16 protein-coding genes and 1 riboswitch are annotated in these 16,953 nt (G+C 70.3%); of the genes, 8 read left to right on the top strand and 8 right to left on the bottom strand.

The window, feature by feature from the left end; all coding sequences use genetic code 11:
- The first annotated feature begins 54 nt into the window (after positions 1 to 54).
- Positions 55 to 483 carry an SRPBCC family protein gene (locus SLV14N_RS34560; RefSeq protein ID WP_263272481.1) on the top strand — a complete coding sequence of 143 codons (429 nt, stop codon included), beginning with the start codon at positions 55 to 57 and terminating at the stop codon, positions 481 to 483.
- A gap of 62 nt (positions 484 to 545) precedes the next feature.
- On the opposite strand, the gene SLV14N_RS34555 is transcribed toward SLV14N_RS34560, so the two are convergent.
- Positions 546 to 1,199: a PadR family transcriptional regulator gene (locus SLV14N_RS34555; RefSeq protein ID WP_208686442.1), complete on the bottom strand. Its 654-nt coding sequence runs from the start codon at positions 1,197 to 1,199 to the stop codon at positions 546 to 548.
- 79 nt (positions 1,200 to 1,278) lie between these two features.
- Here SLV14N_RS34555 and SLV14N_RS34550 point away from each other — a divergent pair, with 79 nt between their 5' ends.
- The 3 genes from SLV14N_RS34550 to SLV14N_RS34540 all read left to right on the top strand — a co-directional run bounded on the left by SLV14N_RS34550 (position 1,279) and on the right by SLV14N_RS34540 (position 3,551).
- Positions 1,279 to 1,416: a hypothetical protein gene (locus tag SLV14N_RS34550; protein ID WP_208688344.1), complete on the top strand. Its 138-nt coding sequence runs from the start codon at positions 1,279 to 1,281 to the stop codon at positions 1,414 to 1,416.
- A 214-nt stretch (positions 1,417 to 1,630) separates the two neighbouring features.
- Positions 1,631 to 2,503 (top strand): NmrA family NAD(P)-binding protein, encoded by an 873-nt coding sequence (locus tag SLV14N_RS34545; RefSeq protein ID WP_263273370.1) that lies wholly within the window; start codon positions 1,631 to 1,633, stop codon positions 2,501 to 2,503.
- 226 nt (positions 2,504 to 2,729) lie between these two features.
- Positions 2,730 to 3,551 carry a PhzF family phenazine biosynthesis protein gene (locus SLV14N_RS34540; protein ID WP_208686440.1) on the top strand — a complete coding sequence of 274 codons (822 nt, stop codon included), beginning with the start codon at positions 2,730 to 2,732 and terminating at the stop codon, positions 3,549 to 3,551.
- Between the two features lie 69 nt (positions 3,552 to 3,620).
- On the opposite strand, the gene SLV14N_RS34535 is transcribed toward SLV14N_RS34540, so the two are convergent.
- Positions 3,621 to 4,430 (bottom strand): CPBP family intramembrane glutamic endopeptidase, encoded by an 810-nt coding sequence (locus SLV14N_RS34535; RefSeq protein ID WP_259670594.1) that lies wholly within the window; start codon positions 4,428 to 4,430, stop codon positions 3,621 to 3,623.
- A 190-nt stretch (positions 4,431 to 4,620) separates the two neighbouring features.
- Here SLV14N_RS34535 and SLV14N_RS34530 point away from each other — a divergent pair, with 190 nt between their 5' ends.
- Positions 4,621 to 6,408 (top strand): substrate-binding and VWA domain-containing protein, encoded by a 1,788-nt coding sequence (locus tag SLV14N_RS34530; protein WP_263272480.1) that lies wholly within the window; start codon positions 4,621 to 4,623, stop codon positions 6,406 to 6,408.
- Between the two features lie 30 nt (positions 6,409 to 6,438).
- On the opposite strand, the gene SLV14N_RS34525 is transcribed toward SLV14N_RS34530, so the two are convergent.
- Positions 6,439 to 7,992: a glutamate-cysteine ligase family protein gene (locus SLV14N_RS34525; RefSeq protein WP_263272479.1), complete on the bottom strand. Its 1,554-nt coding sequence runs from the start codon at positions 7,990 to 7,992 to the stop codon at positions 6,439 to 6,441.
- 590 nt (positions 7,993 to 8,582) lie between these two features.
- Between SLV14N_RS34525 and SLV14N_RS34520 the strand changes: the two genes are divergently transcribed.
- A complete protein-coding gene (locus SLV14N_RS34520; protein ID WP_263272478.1) occupies positions 8,583 to 9,170 on the top strand; it encodes a hypothetical protein in 588 nt (195 codons plus the stop codon).
- 343 nt (positions 9,171 to 9,513) lie between these two features.
- The gene (locus SLV14N_RS34515) at positions 9,514 to 9,708 is read left to right on the top strand and encodes a DUF5999 family protein (protein ID WP_026170299.1); all 195 of its coding nucleotides are present in this window, start codon (positions 9,514 to 9,516) and stop codon (positions 9,706 to 9,708) included.
- A 69-nt stretch (positions 9,709 to 9,777) separates the two neighbouring features.
- Here SLV14N_RS34515 and gcvP read toward each other — a convergent pair whose 3' ends face one another.
- Positions 9,778 to 12,663 (bottom strand): aminomethyl-transferring glycine dehydrogenase, encoded by a 2,886-nt coding sequence (gcvP, locus tag SLV14N_RS34510; protein WP_263272477.1) that lies wholly within the window; start codon positions 12,661 to 12,663, stop codon positions 9,778 to 9,780.
- A 188-nt stretch (positions 12,664 to 12,851) separates the two neighbouring features.
- A riboswitch (glycine riboswitch) is annotated at positions 12,852 to 12,948 on the bottom strand.
- Positions 12,949 to 13,062: 114 nt separating this feature from the next.
- Here gcvP and SLV14N_RS34505 point away from each other — a divergent pair.
- Positions 13,063 to 13,446 (top strand): PRC-barrel domain-containing protein, encoded by a 384-nt coding sequence (locus tag SLV14N_RS34505; RefSeq protein ID WP_026170300.1) that lies wholly within the window; start codon positions 13,063 to 13,065, stop codon positions 13,444 to 13,446.
- Here the strand turns inward: SLV14N_RS34505 and SLV14N_RS34500 are convergent.
- The 4 genes from SLV14N_RS34500 to SLV14N_RS34485 form a co-directional block, all read right to left on the bottom strand.
- Positions 13,356 to 14,813: a DNA polymerase IV gene (locus tag SLV14N_RS34500; RefSeq protein ID WP_263272476.1), complete on the bottom strand. Its 1,458-nt coding sequence runs from the start codon at positions 14,811 to 14,813 to the stop codon at positions 13,356 to 13,358. The two genes, SLV14N_RS34505 and SLV14N_RS34500, sit on opposite strands and share 91 nt — an antisense overlap.
- A gap of 65 nt (positions 14,814 to 14,878) precedes the next feature.
- Positions 14,879 to 15,484, bottom strand: coding sequence for a MerR family transcriptional regulator (locus SLV14N_RS34495; protein WP_018093277.1), 606 nt, complete (start codon positions 15,482 to 15,484; stop codon positions 14,879 to 14,881).
- Positions 15,485 to 15,670: 186 nt separating this feature from the next.
- A complete protein-coding gene (locus SLV14N_RS34490) occupies positions 15,671 to 16,144 on the bottom strand; it encodes a bifunctional nuclease family protein (protein WP_006606439.1) in 474 nt (157 codons plus the stop codon).
- A 56-nt stretch (positions 16,145 to 16,200) separates the two neighbouring features.
- Positions 16,201 to 16,947 carry a MerR family transcriptional regulator gene (locus tag SLV14N_RS34485; RefSeq protein WP_208686426.1) on the bottom strand — a complete coding sequence of 249 codons (747 nt, stop codon included), beginning with the start codon at positions 16,945 to 16,947 and terminating at the stop codon, positions 16,201 to 16,203.
- Between the last annotated feature and the right edge of the window lie 6 nt (positions 16,948 to 16,953).

The raw sequence follows: 16,953 nt of genomic DNA, 5'->3' as shown, positions 1-16,953 counted from the left end.
GCGGGGATACGTTCCGCGGCACCAGCCAGGGATCGTCACCGAAGGGGTGATCGCATGGCCGAAGTCACCGCACAGGCCCGTATCGAGGCACCGGCCGCGAAGGTCTGGGAGCGGCTCACCGACTTCGACTCCTACGGGGAGTGGAACGCCACCCACACCGCCTTCCCCAAAGGCGGCCCGGAATCGCTCGAAGTGGGCGCCGGCTACGAGGAGAACATGAAGCTGATGGGCTTCCCCGCGGAGGTCGCCTGGACCGTGCGGGAGCTGGAGCCCGGCCGGCTGCTCGACATCGAGGGCAAAGGCCCGATGGGCGTCAGCCTGGGGATGCGCTACGAGCTCACCCCGGACGGCGGGGCGACGGCCGTACGGATCGACGGGGCGTTCACCGGCGCCGCGGTCTCGCTGATGGCCGGCAAGCTCAAGGACTCGGCGGGTACCGCACTGAACGAGTCGCTGCGCAAGCTCGCCGCCCTGGTCACCTGACCCTTCGGGGGCCGACCCTCACCCCGGCCCCCGAAGGCCGCACCACCCCGCGCACTCCGCGCTCAGTCCTCCTCGGCGAGGATCAGATACAGCTCCTTGCGCGCCTTGTTGACCACCGCCATGGCCTTCTCCCGCTGTTCGGGACTACCGGTGGCCCACACCTGCCGGAAGGCCTCGACCAGGCCGCCGCCCGCCTTGCGGATCTCGTTCATCGCCTCCCAGTCGACGCCGCGGCCGGCCTCCTCCCAGGGGGCGTCCGAGCCACCGTCGGCCTCGGTGCGCCCGGCGTCGGTCAGCGAGAACAGCTTCTTGCCGCCCTCACTGGCGCTGACGATCAGCCCCTCGTCCTCCAGGAGCTGCAGCGTCGGATAGACCGAGCCGGGGCTGGGCTTCCATGCCCCGCCGCTGCGCTCGGCGATCTCCTGGATCATCTCGTAGCCGTGCATCGGACGGTCCTTGAGCAGCGCCAGGATCGAAGCGCGCACATCGCCGCGGCGCGCCCGGCCGCGCGGTCCGCCGCGCCCCCGGCCACCCCCGAAGGGTGGACCTCCGAACGGCGGGCCGAACGGACCGAAGGCCGCGCGCCGCCGCTCCCAGCCGCCCGCGAAGTCGCCACGGCCGCCATGACGCCCGGGACCGCAGTGCTCATGCCGACGCTCATGCCCGTGTTCATGCCCTTGTTCATGTCCGTGGGAACACATGATGACGTCCTCCATCTCTCTATCGTTGATCGGTCGCGATGCTTCAACGATATATCGGGACTGTTCGTCGAAGCAAGAGCCTGACCCGCATCCGGTGTCCCGTCCCACGCAGGGCGGCGCCGTACACGTCGGCTTCGAGTCGTGGCGGGAGCGGGACCGGCTGCTGCTGATGGACTTCGATCCGAGCGTGGGTGGGGATGGGCTCGCAGCCGTTCTGGCTGCACTGGCATAACGGTGGACATCCACTACCACCGCCGAGCCGTCCGCGCGGCGCATCTGTCGAGGGAGTCGGCCCAGGAGGAGGCGCTTCTCGCCCGGATGCGGCGGAGAAGTCTTTCCTGACTCTGCGTCCAAAGTCGCTGCCCGGTTTCCGGGGTGGGAATTCGCCGGAGCCAGACCCTGTTGGGACGGGAGCGGGTCTTGATCACGTTCATGGAGGGGGATCCATGCCCATTTTGGTCACTACGCCGAACGGAACCGTGGGGCGATACCTGACCGAAGCGCTGCGCGACCGGAGTGATGTGCGCTTCCTCGTTCGCTCCGAAGCCGGCGCCAAGGCGCTCGGCAAGGTCCGTGGTGAGGTCTTCCGTGGGGATGTCACCGATGCAGCGGACGTTCGGGGTGCGGTCGCCGGCGTGGACCGGCTGTACCTTGCACATCCCTTCGCCGAAGACCAGGTTGCCGCCGAAACGAACCTCGGCCTTGCCGCCATCGAGGCCGGTGCGCGCCGGATCATCAAACTGGGCGCCCGAGCTTTCAGTGGCAACGGAATCGTCCCGGACGCCGTCACCAGCGCCCATGACACGATCACCGAACGACTGCGAAGCGCCGGTGTCCCGGAACTGACTGTCCTTCAGCCCGACCGTTTCCTGCAGAACTTCCTCCCGGCAGCGGCCGCGATCGCCAGGGGCACGCTGGCCGATCCCGCCGGACCTGGTGCCAGGGGTTACGTAGACGTGCGGGATATTGCGGAGGTCGCGATCGCCGAACTCCTGGCGGCGCATCCGATCGGTGGTGAGATCGAGATCAGCGGCCCGCAGACACTGACGCTGCCAGTGCTCTGCGAACGCTTCGGCGCCGTTCTCGGCAGGCCGGTGCGGTACGTCGATATTCCACTGGACGGCGCCTGGCGGGCAACGCTCGCGGACCGTGGAATCACGCCGCAGGTCATCGACGGTTTGCAGGGGCTGTATTCGAATTATCACCAAGAGGGCGTGGCAGGTCTCGGTGACGGTGTTCAGCGCGTGCTCGGCCGCCCGCCGCGCTCGGTCGAGGACTTTGCGACCGATCTGCTCATGCCCGCCGTGTCCGGTACCTGACCCCGCCCCGTGCCGCAGCGGTGGTCGACTGTGGCCCCTGACGGATCCTGGGGCTGAGGCCGACGCGCCGGGGAGCTCGCCGCACCTCATCTCAGAGGACACCTACCCGGAAGCACCTCGTGAGCGCGCGGCAGGCCACCGCACCGACCATGCGGCTCCCCCCCAAGGCCAATTCCCTCGAATTGGCCTTGGTCTGTGGCTCTGTGGCACCTCTACGCTCGCGGCCATGAGGATTCGCATCGTCGACGCCTTCAGTGAGCGTCCGTTCGCCGGCAACCCCGCGGGAGTCGTACTCCTCGACTCCGGCGCCTTTCCCGATACGGCCTGGCTGCAGCGGGTCGCCACCGAGGTCAATCTCTCCGAGACCGCCTTCGCACACCCCCTGCCCGCGGGCGGCGACGCCGACTGGGCGCTGCGCTGGCTCACCCCGGCCGCCGAGGTGAACATGTGCGGGCACGCCACTTTGGCCACCGCGCACGTCCTGCACACCACGGGGACGGCGAGCGGTACGGTCCGCTTCCGCACCCGCAGCGGGGTACTGACCACCACGGCCGACGACCGCGGGACGATCACCATGGACTTCCCGACCGCCCCGCTCACCCCGGTCGAGGTCCCGCCGGTGGTCGCGAGCGCGCTGGGCACCGACATCCGCTCCGCGCACGACACCGGCCCCGATGTCGGCGACCTCCTGGTCGAGCTGCCCGACGAGAAGTCCGTACGGGCGCTGACCCCGGACCTCAAGGCGCTCGCCGGGCACGGCGGCCGTGGGGTGATCACCACCGCGCGCGCCGAAAACCCCGACGGCGGCTACGACTTCATCTCGCGCTGCTTCTTCCCCGGGGTGGGCATCGACGAGGACCCGGTAACGGGCAGCGCACACACCGCGCTCGCCCCCTTCTGGTCGGCGCGGCTGGGCCGTGCCTCCCTGGTCGGCCTGCAGGGCGCCGCCCGCACCGGCTTCGTACGGACCGAGCTGCGCGGCGACCGTACGCTGCTGACCGGGGCGGCGGTCACGGTCATCGACGGGGAACTGCTGGTCACCGGCTGAGCCGGCCCGCACGGCAACAGCCCCCGGGAGGCGCGGCAGGCACCGCCGGTGCCCCGCGCCTCCGCCGTCTCATGGCGTCGGCAGCCACCCCAACCGTCCGGCGAGCAGCGCATAGCCGACGAACGCCACGATGTCGATCAGGGCATGGGCGGCGACCAGCGGCCCGACCCGGCCCCACCGCCGGTAGAGCAGGACGAAGAGCGCGCCCATCACCATATTGCCGACGAAACCGCCGATGCCCTGGTAGAGGTGGTAGGAACCGCGCAGCACCGAGCTGGCCGCGAGCGCCGCGAACGGCGACCAGCCCAATTGCCCCAGCCTGCGCAGCAGATACCCGACGACGATGACCTCCTCCAGCACGGCGTTCTGCACCGCGGAGGCGATCAGCACCGGGATCTTCCACCACACCTCGGGCAGCGCCTCGGGGACCACCGTCAGATTGAATCCGGCCGCCCGCGCACCCAGATACAGCAGCACACCGCTGCCGCCGATGACGGCCGCCAGCACGACGCCGCGGCTCAGGTCGAAGCCGGGCCGCCGCCGGTCGAAGCCGAGCACGCGCAGACCGCCGGCCCGTTCCCGCAGCAGCAGATGCGCCACCAGCACCACGGGCACCAGGGCGGTCGCGATACCGAACAGCTGCCAGGCGAGATCCAGCCAAGGCCGGCCGGGCGCATGGGAGCCATTGAGCGTGGCCGCCTGGTCCTTGAGACCACCGGGCTTGGTCACCGACCCGATGAAGCTGATCAGCGCCGACAGCCCGCTGGCCCCCAGCGAGAGGGCCAGCACGATCCAGGTCTCGCTCCGCAGGATGCCTCGGGACGGCTCGCCGACGAGCCCGTCACCAGGCCCTTGACCTGGAACGTCCGCATCGGCCACAGGACTTGTATCCGACTGCACACTTCCTCCGCTTCCGCATTACCGCCTCGTCGCCACCACCGCCCAGCTAGGGTCTCGGCAGCAGGTACGAAGATCGCGCGCGACAGGCCGGGGACGGGCGCCATCCAGATGGCGCGTTTTCCCCCCAGCGCATCCCGGTCGAACTCCGAGAAGGAGAGGCGCTACCGCAATGGGACGACACAGCTTGCCCGACGCCCCCGCACCGGCGCGCACGGGGGCCCGCCGTGGGCTACGTCCACGCGCGCTCGTCCTCGCCACCGGCCTCGTGCTGACCGTCGCCGCCGGCACGTTCGTGGCGCTGGACAGCGGTCTGCTCCCGTTCGGGGGGCCGTGCGACGGCGAGACGACACGGCTCGATGTGGCCGCCTCGCCCGATATCGCCCCGGCGATCGAAGCGGTGGCCAAGTCGGCGCGGGAGGAGGCGACACGCACCGACGGCAGATGTCTGGACGTCAAGGTCACCGCGCGAGCCGCCCACGAGATAGCCGACGCCTTCGGACAGCGGCCGGTCGACCCCGAATTCCAGGTCTGGATACCGGATTCGAGCCTGTGGGTGGACCGGGTCGGCGCGGAGCGCGGGACCCCGCTGACCGCCGCCGGCGCTCTCGCCTCGTCCCCGATCGCCCTGGGCGCCGTCCCCCAGGCCGCCAAGTCGCTGGGCTGGCCGGCGAAGACCTACACCTGGACGGAACTGACCCGCGCCACGGCATCCGGCGACGCGCTGCACCTGGGCGTCGCCGACCCGTCCCACAGCGCCACCGGACTGCTCTCACTGGCCCGCATCAGCGCCGCCCACACCAAGGAAGCACCGGACCGCGTCACGGCGGACACCCGCACCGCCGCCACGGCGAGGCTGCTCAACCAGCGGGTCGCGGACGGCGACGGACGGGCCATGGCCACCCTGCCCCGCGACGGCTCCGGTGCGGAACAGGACAATCCGCGCCGCAACCAGGCGCTGCTGCTGTCCGAACAGGCCGCTTTCGCACACAACACGCGCGCGAAGGACGGGCCGGATCTGGACCTGATCTACCCCGAGGGCGGCACGGCCCGGCTCGACTACCCCTACACACTGGTCGACAGCATCGAGACGGGCCCTGAACAGTCGCGCGCCGCCAACCGCTTCATGACGCTGCTGAGCGGGCCCGCCGGACAGCGCGCGCTGCGCCGGCACGGCTTCCGGGCCGCCAACGGCGAGGCGGACCCGAAGGTGGTCGCCGCGGCCGGCGGACGCGCCCCACAGCCGTTCTCCGCCGACCCCGCCGAGCCGCCGGCGGTGAAGGAACTCCAGGCCCTGATGGGCATGTGGACGATCACGGTGCAAAGCGCCCGGCTCTCCACCGTCGTGGACGCCTCGACCTCGATGAGCGCCCCGGTCCCGGGGCACAGCGGCCGGTCCCGGATGGACCTCGCCAAGAATTCCCTCCTCCAGGCACTGACCACCTTCACCCCCGACGACGAGATCGGGCTGTGGAAGTTCGCCACCACACTGGACGGCGACAAGGACTATGTGGAGCTCTCCCCCACTGAGCGGCTCGGCGGCCGGGACAAGGACGGCAGCAGCCACCGCGACACGCTGGCCGACGCCTTCCGCGCGCTGGCCCCGCAGCCCCAGGGCGCCACCGGGCTGTACGACACCACGCTCGCCGCGTACGAGGAAGCCCGCTCGACCTATGCGAGCGGGAAGTTCAATGCGCTGGTCATCGTCACCGACGGCACCAACGACGATGCCCACGGCATCGGCCTCGACGCCCTGGTGGGCAAGCTGGAGAAGCTCTCCGACCCGAAGCGGCCGGTGCCGCTGATCGCCCTCGCGATCGGCCCGCAGGCCGACACCTCGGCCCTCGACCGCATCGTGAAACCCACCGGCGGCTCGATGCACCTGGTCAGCGACCCGTCGCAGATCCATCAGGTGATGCTCAAGGCCATCATGGCGGCAGGCAGCAACGGACCCCGCTGAACAGCTCCGGGCCCCGGCGACGGACAGCCCTTACGCCCCCTCCGTCGCCGCCTGCCGTTGTCCCGGTACGGCGGAGCGCTCAACGACCGGCCAGGCCACCGGCCAGGTGTGCACCGGCTTCCCCGTGTGCATCAGCTCGCTGTAGCGCCGGGTCATCGCGGCGAGCGCCGCGTCCCGGTCCAGACCGTGGCGCAGGGCGTGGTGGAAGGCCGCGGCCTGCCAGGACGCCCCGTTCACCCGGCGCCGGCAGCGCTCGTCGATGATGCCGAGGTAGTGGTCACGATCGGCCGGTTCCACCCCCCAGGCGTCCAGCCCGCGGGCCGCCAGCGGCAGCAGTTCCTTGCGCACCAGCCGTACGGCCGGGATGTCGGCGACAGCGCCCGCCCGCCCGGGACGCGGCCAGTCCAGGGTCGCGTCGATCCCGTACCGGCACGCGGAGTCGAAGTTGCGGGCCGCGGCGGCGAACGGGAGCCGCGTCCACACGGGGCGCGGCTCCTCGGCCAGCGCCCGCACCAGGCCGTAGTAGAAGGCGGTGTTGGCGATGACGTCGGCGATGGTGGGGCCGGCCGGCAGCACCCGGTTCTCGACCCTGAGGTGCGCGACGCCGTCGGCGACCGCGTAGACGGGGCGGTTCCAGCGGTAGACCGTGCCGTTGTGCAGGACCAGTTCGGACAGGTCGGGCACCCCGCCCTCATCCAGGAGCCGCAGCGGCTCCTGTGACCCGCACACCGGCAGCAGCGGCGGGAAGTACCGCACGTTCTCCTCGAAGAGGTCGTACGCGGACTCGATCCAGCGCTCACCGAACCAGGTGCGGGGGCGTACTCCCTGGGCCTGCAGCTCGGGCGAGCGGGTGTCGGTGGCCTGCTGGAAGACCGGCGGCCGGGACTCGCGCCACAGCTCACGGCCGAAGAGGAACGGCGAGTTGGCGCCGACCGCCACCTGCACCGCGGCGATGGCCTGGGCCGCGTTCCAGACATCGGCGAAGCGGCCCGGTGTCACCTGGAGGTGCAGCTGGACCGACGTACAGGCGGCCTCCGGCGCGATCGAGGGCGAACGGGAGACCAGATGCTCGACGCCCCGGATGTCCAGGGCGAAGTCCTCGCCGCGGGCCGCCCGCATCTGGTCGTTGAGCAGGACGTAGCGGTCGTTCTCGGAGAGGCTGGCGGCCGTGAGGTCGGTGGCGTGCAGGGTCGGCAGAATGCCGATCATCACGATCCTGGCGGCGACCTCCCGGGCTTTCCTCTCGGCATAGCCGAGTCCCGTACGGAGTTCCTCGGCGAGCTGGTCCAGCACACGGCCGCTCAAGCGGTGCGGCAGGATGTTGACCTCGAGGTTGCACTGGGCGAGTTCGGTCTGGAAATCCCCGCTGGCGATGCGCTCCAGTACTTGAGAGTTCATCATGCGGGGCAGCCCGTCGGCGCCGGCGAGATTGAGTTCGATCTCCAGGCCCATGAGATTCCTGGGCCGGTCGAACCGCTTCTCCGCCAGGAGCCTGTGCAATCCCTCGAGACAGTCATGAAGCTTTCTTCGATAACGCTCCCGGTCCGCCAGGTCGATCCCGTCCGCGGCGACCTTCTCCCCCATCGAAGGGTCCCTCCTCGAGTGAACAGCCCGTTGCCACGGGCCGCTTGGGGCCGTCCCCGACACCGCCGGGGCTCGCGCTACGGTCGATGATGCCCCGGCAATCTGATCAATAACGCCGCGGGGGCATGCCGGTGCCGATAGGCTCGAAGTGGTGCAGCGTCCGGCACTTCCCTTAGGCATATCTCGGAGGCACTCACCAACGGCATTTCGCTCGCGAGAAACACCAACGAGTTCCGGCCTACCGCACTGGTAAGGCAATACGAGGCGGCGTCTCCAAAACGCCACACAAAGGGGTGTAAAGCACCTCGCGCGGCGGTCCGGATTTCCCCTTGCCGGAAATCGGCAAGGCCGGTAGCAGAAACACTTTCGGAACATACGTCGTATAAACTCCGCTTACGAGGCAGAGACTTGGCGCCCAGCGTCTCGGCGATCTCACCGTCTCCGGGGCCCAGCGGCTGAGCCGGCCGGGCCGCAGCCCCGGTCGGCCCTGCTCTGACCCCGCACGCAGACAACGCCGTTTGCACCCGCCACGCTCCACCGTGTCTCCGAGCCACGCTCCACCGTGTCTCCGAAGTGAGAGGCGACCCACCATGCCGCTGCACCTCCCCCCTGCCCCCGCGCCCGCCCTGCGCAGTGTTCTCGCCGCTCTCGGCTCGCCCACCGCGGTGTGCGACGCCCCGGTCTCCGCGCTGCGCGCCCATCAGGGTCCGCTCAGCCCCGACCACCCGCTGCCCGTCCATGTCTGGGACGACGTCAGCCGGGCCGGCGGCACCCCGCACACCCGACTGGCGGGCTGGCGCTTCCTGGTCCGCGGCGGGGAGCGTGCCGTGGCGTCCGCGGAGGCGGTGCTCACCGCGGACGGCTGGACCTTCGGACGCTTCTGCGGCGGCCCCTACGTCGCCGCGACCGAGCAGGCGCTGGCGCAGGCCGAGTCACTCGCCACGCCCTACCAGCCGCGCCTGCTGTCCGTCCCCGAGCTGTACATGCTCACGCTGTGGCTGCATCACGACCTCACCTCCGACGGCGCGCAGGGGCTGCCCGCGCCCGGTGACCTGCTGGTACCTCTCGCGCCTGCCCCGCCGGGCATCGCCGCACACCGCCCGCACCGCATCGCCGATCTGCTCCCCCGGCTCACCCTGCGGCTCACACCCGCCCCGCTGCTCGCCGAACCCGCCTGACCCGGCAGCGCCGGCGCGCCTTCGCGCGCGGAATCCGGCGCCCGCCGTCCCGCCCGAGCATGCCCCGCGGCCCCGTCCGGCCACGGGGCGCTCACGCATGCTCACCCACGCGGCCTAGTCCGCGGATACCACTCCCAACCCTCTTGGGGAGGAGTGCAATTGGGAGCAACCGCCCGCATGGGTGACGCGTCCCTATCGAGTGAGTACCGCTGCTGCGAAATCCCTGCGGAATCCCGTCCGTGGGGCAACACTGGGACCGACCGAAAGAAACGGGGGAGCGGCCATGAACAGCTCATCGAGCCGCACTACGACGTTCACTTCACCGCAGCGAAAGACAACTTCCATGTGTCAGCACCAACCGCCATGCCCGTCAGCAGACTCCACCGACCGGGAGGCCGCACACCTTGTGGCGCACCATCCGGAGCAAGGCTGGAGCCTGCTCTGCAACGGCGTCCTGCTCTTCGAGGACACCGGTGAGCTGCTCCCGGACGGGCAGGTCATCGCCCCGCACCGCGCCCGGGCCATCGCCGCTGCCTGACCCGCCGCGCCCACCACGTACCACAGGGCCCCCGGCAGATCTGCCGAGGGCCCTTGATGCTGCGGTGACTCAGTTGTCGTACTCGTCCAGCGGCGGGCAGGAGCAGACGAGGTTACGGTCGCCGAAAGCACCGTCGATACGGCGCACCGGCGGCCAGTACTTCTCCGAGGCGGCGACACCGGCCGGGAAGACGGCCTCCTCGCGGGTGTACAGGTGCGCCCAGTCGCCGCCGAGCGCGCCCGCGGTGTGCGGGGCGTTGCGCAGCGGGTTGTCGTCCTTGGCCCACTCCCCCGAGCCGACCTTCTCGATCTCCGCGCGGATGGCGATCATCGCGTCGCAGAACCGGTCCAGCTCACCGAGGTCCTCGCTCTCGGTCGGCTCGATCATCAGCGTGCCGGCCACGGGGAACGACATCGTCGGCGCGTGGAAGCCGTAGTCGATCAGCCGCTTGGCCACATCGTCGATGCTCACACCGGTCGCCTTGGTCAGCGGCCGGACGTCGATGATGCACTCGTGCGCCACCAGACCGCCGGGGCCCGTGTAGAGCACCGGGTAGTGCGGCTCCAGGCGCTTGGCGATGTAGTTGGCGCTGAGGACCGCGACCTGAGTGGCGCGCTTGAGGCCCTCGGCGCCCATCAGACGGACGTACGCCCAGGAGATCGGCAGGATGCCGGCCGAGCCCCAGGGAGCCGCGGAGATCGGCCCGACGCCCGTCTCGGGGCCGGCGCCCGGCTGCAGCGGGTGGTTGGGCAGGTACGGCGCCAAGTGGGCGCGGACGCCGACCGGGCCGACGCCGGGGCCACCGCCGCCGTGCGGGATGCAGAAGGTCTTGTGCAGGTTCAGGTGCGAGACATCGCCGCCGAACTTGCCGGGCTCGGCGAGCCCGACCAGCGCGTTGAGGTTGGCACCGTCGACATAGACCTGGCCGCCGGCGTCGTGCACCGCCGCGCAGATCTGGGTGATGTGCTCCTCGAACACGCCGTGGGTGGAGGGGTAGGTCACCATCAGGACCGCGAGCTCGTCACGGTGCTTCTCGATCTTGGCGTGCAGATCGTCGGTGTCGACCTCGCCGTCCTCACCGGTCTTGACGACGACGACCTTCATTCCGGCCATCACGGCGCTGGCGGCGTTGGTGCCGTGTGCCGAGGACGGGATCAGGCAGACCGTGCGCTGCTCGTCGCCGTTGGCGCGGTGGTAGGCACGGACGGCCAGCAGACCGGCCAGCTCGCCCTGCGATCCGGCGTTCGGCTGGATGGAGACCTTGTCGTAGCCGGTGACCGTGGCCAGCCGCTCCTCCAGCTCCTGGATCAGCGTGAGGTAGCCCTGGGCCTGGCCGGCCGGCGCGAACGGGTGCAGCTGGCCGAACGCGGGCCAGGTGACCGGCTCCATCTCGGTGGTGGCGTTCAGCTTCATCGTGCAGGAGCCGAGCGGGATCATGCCGCGGTCCAGCGCGTAGTCCTTGTCGGCGAGGGTGCGCAGGTAGCGCAGCATCGCGGTCTCGGAGCGGTGCTCGTGGAAGACCGGGTGGGCGAGGTAGTCGTCGTGGCGCAGCAGCGCCTGCGGCAGCGCTTCGGCGGCGGCCGCGTCCAGCTGCTCGACGTCACCGTTCACGCCGAAGGCGCCCCAGACACCGGCCAGCTCCGCACGCCCGGTGGTCTCGTCACAGGCGATGCCGACCAGGTCCGCGTCGACCTGCCAGAGGTTGACCCCAGCCTCACGGGCGGCGGCGACGACCTCGGCGGCCCGGCCGGGAACCCGCGCGGTCAGCGTGTCGAAGTACGCACCGTGCACGATCTCCACCCCGCCGGCCCGCAGGCCCTCGGCGAGGACCGCGGCGTAGCGGTGGGTGCGCCGGGCGATGGTGCGCAGGCCCTCGGGCCCGTGGTAGACCGCGTACATCCCGGCCATGACGGCGAGCAGCACCTGCGCGGTGCAGATGTTGCTGGTGGCCTTCTCCCGGCGGATGTGCTGCTCACGGGTCTGCAGCGCCAGGCGGTAGGCCTTGTTGCCGTCGGCGTCGACGGAGACGCCCACCAGACGGCCGGGGAGGCTGCGGGCGAACTGGTCACGGACGGCCATGAAGCCGGCGTGCGGCCCGCCGAAGCCCATCGGGACACCGAAGCGCTGGGTGGTGCCGACGGCGATGTCCGCACCGAGCTCACCGGGCGGGGTCAGCAGCGTCAGGGCGAGCAGATCGGCGGCGACGGTGACGATCGCGCCCAGCTCGTGGGCCTGCTCGATGACGGCGCGGGGGTCCCGCACCGCACCCGAGGCGCCCGGGTACTGCAGCAGCACACCGAAGACACCGCGCTCGGCGATCTCGGCCGGAATGCCGTCGGACAGGTCCGCGACCACGACCTCGACGCCGGTGGGCTCCGCACGGGTCTCGATCACGGCGATGGTCTGCGGCAGACAGTCGGCGTCGACCAGGAAGACGCCCTGCTTGACCTTGCCGACCCGGCGGGACAGCGCCATCGCCTCGGCGGCGGCGGTGCCCTCGTCCAGCAGCGAAGCACCGGAGGTGGGCAGTCCGGTCAGGTCGGCGACCATCGTCTGGAAATTCAGCAGCGCCTCCAGGCGCCCCTGCGAGATCTCCGGCTGGTAGGGCGTGTACGCCGTGTACCAGGCGGGGTTCTCCATGACGTTGCGCAGGATCACCGGCGGGGTGAACGTGCCGTAGTAGCCGAGACCGATCATGGAGGACAGGACCTGGTTGCGGTCCGCCAGGCCCTGCAGCTCCTTGAGCACCTCGGCCTCGGTACGGGCCTGCGGCAGGCCGAGCGCCTCGGCGCTCTTGATCACATCGGGTACGGCGGCGGCGGTGAGCTCGTCCAGCGACCCGAAGCCGATGTGCGCAAGCATCTTGGCCTGCGCCGCGTGATCGGGACCGATGTGCCGGCGCTCGAAGGGGGTGCCGCGTTCCAGCTCGGTCAAGGAGATGCGATTGGTGGTCATCTGCGGGGGCCTCCTGGTCAGTACGACCTACGAGGGGCACCACGGCACGGGTGCCCGGACGGCCTCCCCCTCTGTCATCTCAACCTGAGAGCTTCACCGGCCCGCGCGTGGCGGTCCGGCTTTCACCGTCGGTGAGGAGGGGTCCCGGCGCTGTGCCTTCCGTGGCCCGCCCTGCTTTCCAGAGTGACCTCGTCCATGCGGTACGTGTGCCTGAGAGATTCCGGGGAGGATTTGCTCCTTCGGCGCCCTGGTCGCGAACGACAAGGACTCTCCCGCACGGGGTCTGCGGCCAATCGCCAGCCTACCAGCGCGCCACTCGAAGGATCCTTCGAGTGGCCAGGGCATGAAATGTGCCGTTTGGTAGTTGTCACAGGGCAGTTGCGACCAATTGGAGGGGCCGTGCAAACCGATATCGATCCCCGAAGCCTGATCGGCCGCAAAGCGTTCGACCGTAACGGCGCGAAAATAGGGACCATCGACGAGGTCTACCTCGATGATGCGACGGGGGAACCGGAGTGGGCGGCCGTACGCACCGGACTCTTCAGCCGGGATGCGTTCGTCCCCCTGGAGCCCAGCAAGATGGTCGGTGAGGGCCTGCACATTCCCTACGACCGCAAGCTGATCAAGGACGCGCCGGACTTCGGCGTGGGCCGCCATCTCTCCCCTGAGCAGGAACTTCAGCTCTATCACCACTACCGTCTGGATATTTCTTCCCCGACCGATCCGGTGTCCCCCGGCTCCGGCGACAAGAACTTCGGCAAGATCGCCGGCTCGGACGACTGATCGCCCGCAGGCGCCCCGCCCACCAGCGGCAGGGGCTCCCCCGGCCGCAGTGCCGGGTCCTCGACAGCAAAGGTCCGCACCCTCCCCGGTGCGGACCATGGCGTTTCGAAGCGCACGGTCACTCTCCCCACCCCGCTCCCCTGCACCCAGCCGGCGCCGTACTCGTCGTGCACCACGTCCAGCCCCGGATGCCAGCGCCGCGGCCGCTCCTCCTCGGCCTCGTGCTGCTCTGTCCCCCCGGCCTCCTCCGCCGCTGCTGCCGCAGCCGTCGCGGCCTCCTCCGCCTCCCGCTCCGTCGCCAGCTGGGCGAACAGATCCTCTTGTGTGAAGTCCGCCAGGCCACTCACCCCCACGCCCAGGAGCCGCACCCCGCCCGTGGTGTCCACCGTTTCCAGCAGGCGCACAGCGGCCTCCCGTATCACCGCCGGGTCGTCGGTGGGCCCACGGAGCGTCTCGGAACGGGTCAGCGTCGAGAAGTCGTAGTTGCGCACCTTGATGACCACCGTGCGCCCGGAGCGCCCGGCCTCCCGCAGCCGCTGTACGCACCGGTCCGCCAGCCGCAGCACCTCGCTCCGCACCCGCGTCCGGTCGGTCAGATCGACCTCGAAGGTGTCCTCCACCGAGATGGACTTCGCGTCCCGCTCGGCCACCACCGGCCGGTCGTCCTGCCCCAGCGCCATCGCATACAGCCCGGCGCCGTGCGCCTTGCCCAGCAGCCGCACCAGCTCCGCCTCACCGGCCTCCGCTGTCTCGGCGACGGTATGGATCCCGGCCCGGCGCAGTGTCTCGGCCGTCGCGGGACCCACCCCGGGCAGCGTCCGCACCGTCATCGGGCCCAGCAGCTCCCGTTCGGTACCCGGCTCGATCACCACCAGCCCGTTCGGCTTGGCCGCTTCGGACGCGATCTTCGCCAGCATCTTGGCCCCGGCCAGCCCCACCGAGCCGGTCAGTCCCGTCGCGGACCGGATGTCGCGCCGCAGCTGCTCCCCCACGGCACGTACCGCCGCCGTCTCGGCCGGCACCCCGCCGGCCTCCAGGTCGACGAACGCCTCGTCCAGGCTCAGCGGCTCCACCAGCGGCGACAGCGCATGCAGCAGCTCCATCACCACATCACTCACCTGGCGGTACAGCGTGAAGCGAGGACTGAGATAAGCGGCATTGGGGCACAGCCGGCGCGCCTGGGCCGTCGGCATCGCGGAGCGGACACCGAAGACCCGGGCCTCGTAGGAGGCCGTGGAGACCACGCCGCGCACGCCGATCCCGCCGACCACCACGGGCTTGCCGCGCAGGCTCGGCTTGGCCGCCTGCTCGGCGGCCGCGAAGAACGCATCCATGTCCAGATGCAGGATCGTCGGGGCGGGTCTCACATCTCCGATGCTGCCCCATGCCACTGACAATCGGCCCGATGCCGGGCCGCGCACTCCGCCGGGACTCAGCCCGCCCGGTTGCGCCGCCGCGCCAGCTCGTCGTGCGGGTTCTTCCCCACCAGCGTCTCGCCGGTGTCCACACGCTCCCCGTGGAGCTGTGACAGCGCACCTTCCACGTCGCGCCACACCACACCCACGGCGATCCCGAAGACGCCCTGGCCGCCCTGGAGCAGATCCACGACCTGGTCGGGCGAGGTGCACTCGTAGACCGTCGCGCCATCGCTCATCAGCGTCATCCGCGTCAGATCCGCCAGCCCGCGCGAGCGCAGATGCTGCACGGCGGTGCGGATGTTCTGCAGCGACACCCCGGTGTCCAGCAGCCGCTTGACGATCTTCAGAACCACGACGTCCCGGAAGCTGTAGAGCCGCTGGGTGCCGGAGCCGTAGGCCGGCCGGATGCTCGGCTCCACCAAGCCCGTACGCGCCCAGTAGTCGAGCTGCCGGTAAGTGATGCCCGCTGCCGCACAAGCGGTCGGGCCGCGATAGCCGATGTTCTGCGCCTCGCAGTCCCCCGACACCGCCGCGGCCGGTGCCGGGGCAGGGTTCGCTGCTGCGCCCGAGTGGAGCGGCAACGCCCCTTCCGCCGCCATACCGTCGCCGGTGATTGCCACGCCGCCCTCCGTCCTCCACGTCCCGGACGGGACCTGCCATATCGACGGTATGCAGTCACTCGGGGTGCGTCAACGATCGCCGCGCTCGCCACGCCGAGTGATAATCACCCTACGAGTGGTTTCTCGTGACCTCGCACGGGGAAGGGCTCATTGTTTGGCCGGAAACAGGCGGTTCGCCTGGCCGATTCACTGGCTGTTGGTCCCGAAGTCCTCGGGCGAGATCTGGTCGAGGAACTCGCGGAACTTCTCCACCTCGTCCTCCTGCTCGTCAGGGATGGCGATCCCCGCGTCGTCCAGCACACCGTCGGTACCGAAGATCGGCGTGCCGGTGCGCAAAGCCAGCGCTATCGCGTCCGACGGACGCGCACTGACCTCGACCCCACTCGCGAAGACAAGTTCGGCATAGAAAACCCCCTCGCGCAGATCCGTGATGCGGACCTGCGTCAGCTCCTGGCCCACCGCTTCGAGCACATCCTTGAAAAGGTCGTGCGTCAGCGGCCTGGCAGGGACCATGCCCTGCTGGGCGAAGGCGATGGCGGTGGCCTCCCCTGGCCCGATCCAAATGGGCAAGTATCGGTCGCCTCCCACCTCCCGCAGGAGCACGATCGGTTGGCTGGAAGGCATTTCCACCCGGACACCCACGACGTCGAGCTCGTTCACACAGCAACCCTAGGACGTGCCCGGCCGGTTTGGGTAGTCGGGCACTCGTTTGCTCGCTACAGGCGGACCCGCAGAGCGCTCTGCATCAAGGCCGCATGCAGCCGTACGGACAGCGTTGCCAGCTCCCTGGCGGTGGCTTCGGCATGGGCCCTGGTCTGCGGGTTACGGTGCCGCCGAAGGGGTGCAACGACCTGCTCGACCAGGCCCGCCTCGCGTTCGGCCGCCGCCTTCACCGCACGCAGATGCCGCGGCTCCAGACCGAATCGGCCCAGGTCCGCGACAAGTTTGGCCACCGTGACGGCCTCGATGTCGTATCCGCCGTCCGCATGAGGGACGATGAGTCCGTAGGACTCCCAGTCGGCGAGCGCCGCCTCGTCCACCTCCGCGGCGGCCAGCAGCTCGGCCCGGCCGATCCGGGCAGCCGTAGGACGCTCCGCACCGGGATCGTGCACGCCCTCGACCAGATCGCGGGAGGGTGCGGCCGGCGCCGGCAGCGGCACCTGCTCACCGCGCTCCAGGGCATCCAGATGCTCCCTGATGACCTTCAGCGGCAGATAGTGGTCCCGCTGCATCCGCAGGACGGCAGCCAGCCGCTCGACGTCCGCCGGTGTGAATTTGCGGTAGCCGGAAGGCGTGCGCTTCGGTTCGACCAGCCCCTCGGCCTCCAGGAAGCGAATCTTGGAGATGGTGACCTCGGGAAACTCCTCGCGCAGCGCGGTGAGCACCGTGCCGATGCTCACCGGCTTGCCGTCCGAGGAGGCGGCGCCGGCAAAACCGGCGCCGCCTTTCGGTGTATCGCGCATATGCCT

Origin of the sequence: Streptomyces sp. Je 1-4 4N24 (assembly GCF_026239515.1) — a bacterium.
GTDB lineage: Bacteria > Actinomycetota > Actinomycetes > Streptomycetales > Streptomycetaceae > Streptomyces > Streptomyces nigrescens.
Note: the sequence above shows the minus strand (reverse complement) of the source record. Positions and strands in the feature narration are given on the sequence as shown.

What these genes read in the sequence shown, in the direction of transcription:
- SLV14N_RS34560 (WP_263272481.1), top strand. Translation starts at nt 55, where the DNA reads ATGGCCGAAGTCACCGCACAGGCCCGTATCGAGGCACCGGCCGCGAAG.
- SLV14N_RS34555 (WP_208686442.1), bottom strand. Translation starts at nt 1,199, where the DNA reads ATGGAGGACGTCATCATGTGTTCCCACGGACATGAACAAGGGCATGAA.
- SLV14N_RS34545 (WP_263273370.1), top strand. Translation starts at nt 1,631, where the DNA reads ATGCCCATTTTGGTCACTACGCCGAACGGAACCGTGGGGCGATACCTG.
- SLV14N_RS34540 (WP_208686440.1), top strand. Translation starts at nt 2,730, where the DNA reads ATGAGGATTCGCATCGTCGACGCCTTCAGTGAGCGTCCGTTCGCCGGC.
- SLV14N_RS34530 (WP_263272480.1), top strand. Translation starts at nt 4,621, where the DNA reads ATGGGACGACACAGCTTGCCCGACGCCCCCGCACCGGCGCGCACGGGG.
- SLV14N_RS34525 (WP_263272479.1), bottom strand. Translation starts at nt 7,992, where the DNA reads ATGGGGGAGAAGGTCGCCGCGGACGGGATCGACCTGGCGGACCGGGAG.
- SLV14N_RS34520 (WP_263272478.1), top strand. Translation starts at nt 8,583, where the DNA reads ATGCCGCTGCACCTCCCCCCTGCCCCCGCGCCCGCCCTGCGCAGTGTT.
- SLV14N_RS34515 (WP_026170299.1), top strand. Translation starts at nt 9,514, where the DNA reads ATGTGTCAGCACCAACCGCCATGCCCGTCAGCAGACTCCACCGACCGG.
- gcvP (WP_263272477.1), bottom strand. Translation starts at nt 12,663, where the DNA reads ATGACCACCAATCGCATCTCCTTGACCGAGCTGGAACGCGGCACCCCC.
- SLV14N_RS34485 (WP_208686426.1), bottom strand. Translation starts at nt 16,947, where the DNA reads ATGCGCGATACACCGAAAGGCGGCGCCGGTTTTGCCGGCGCCGCCTCC.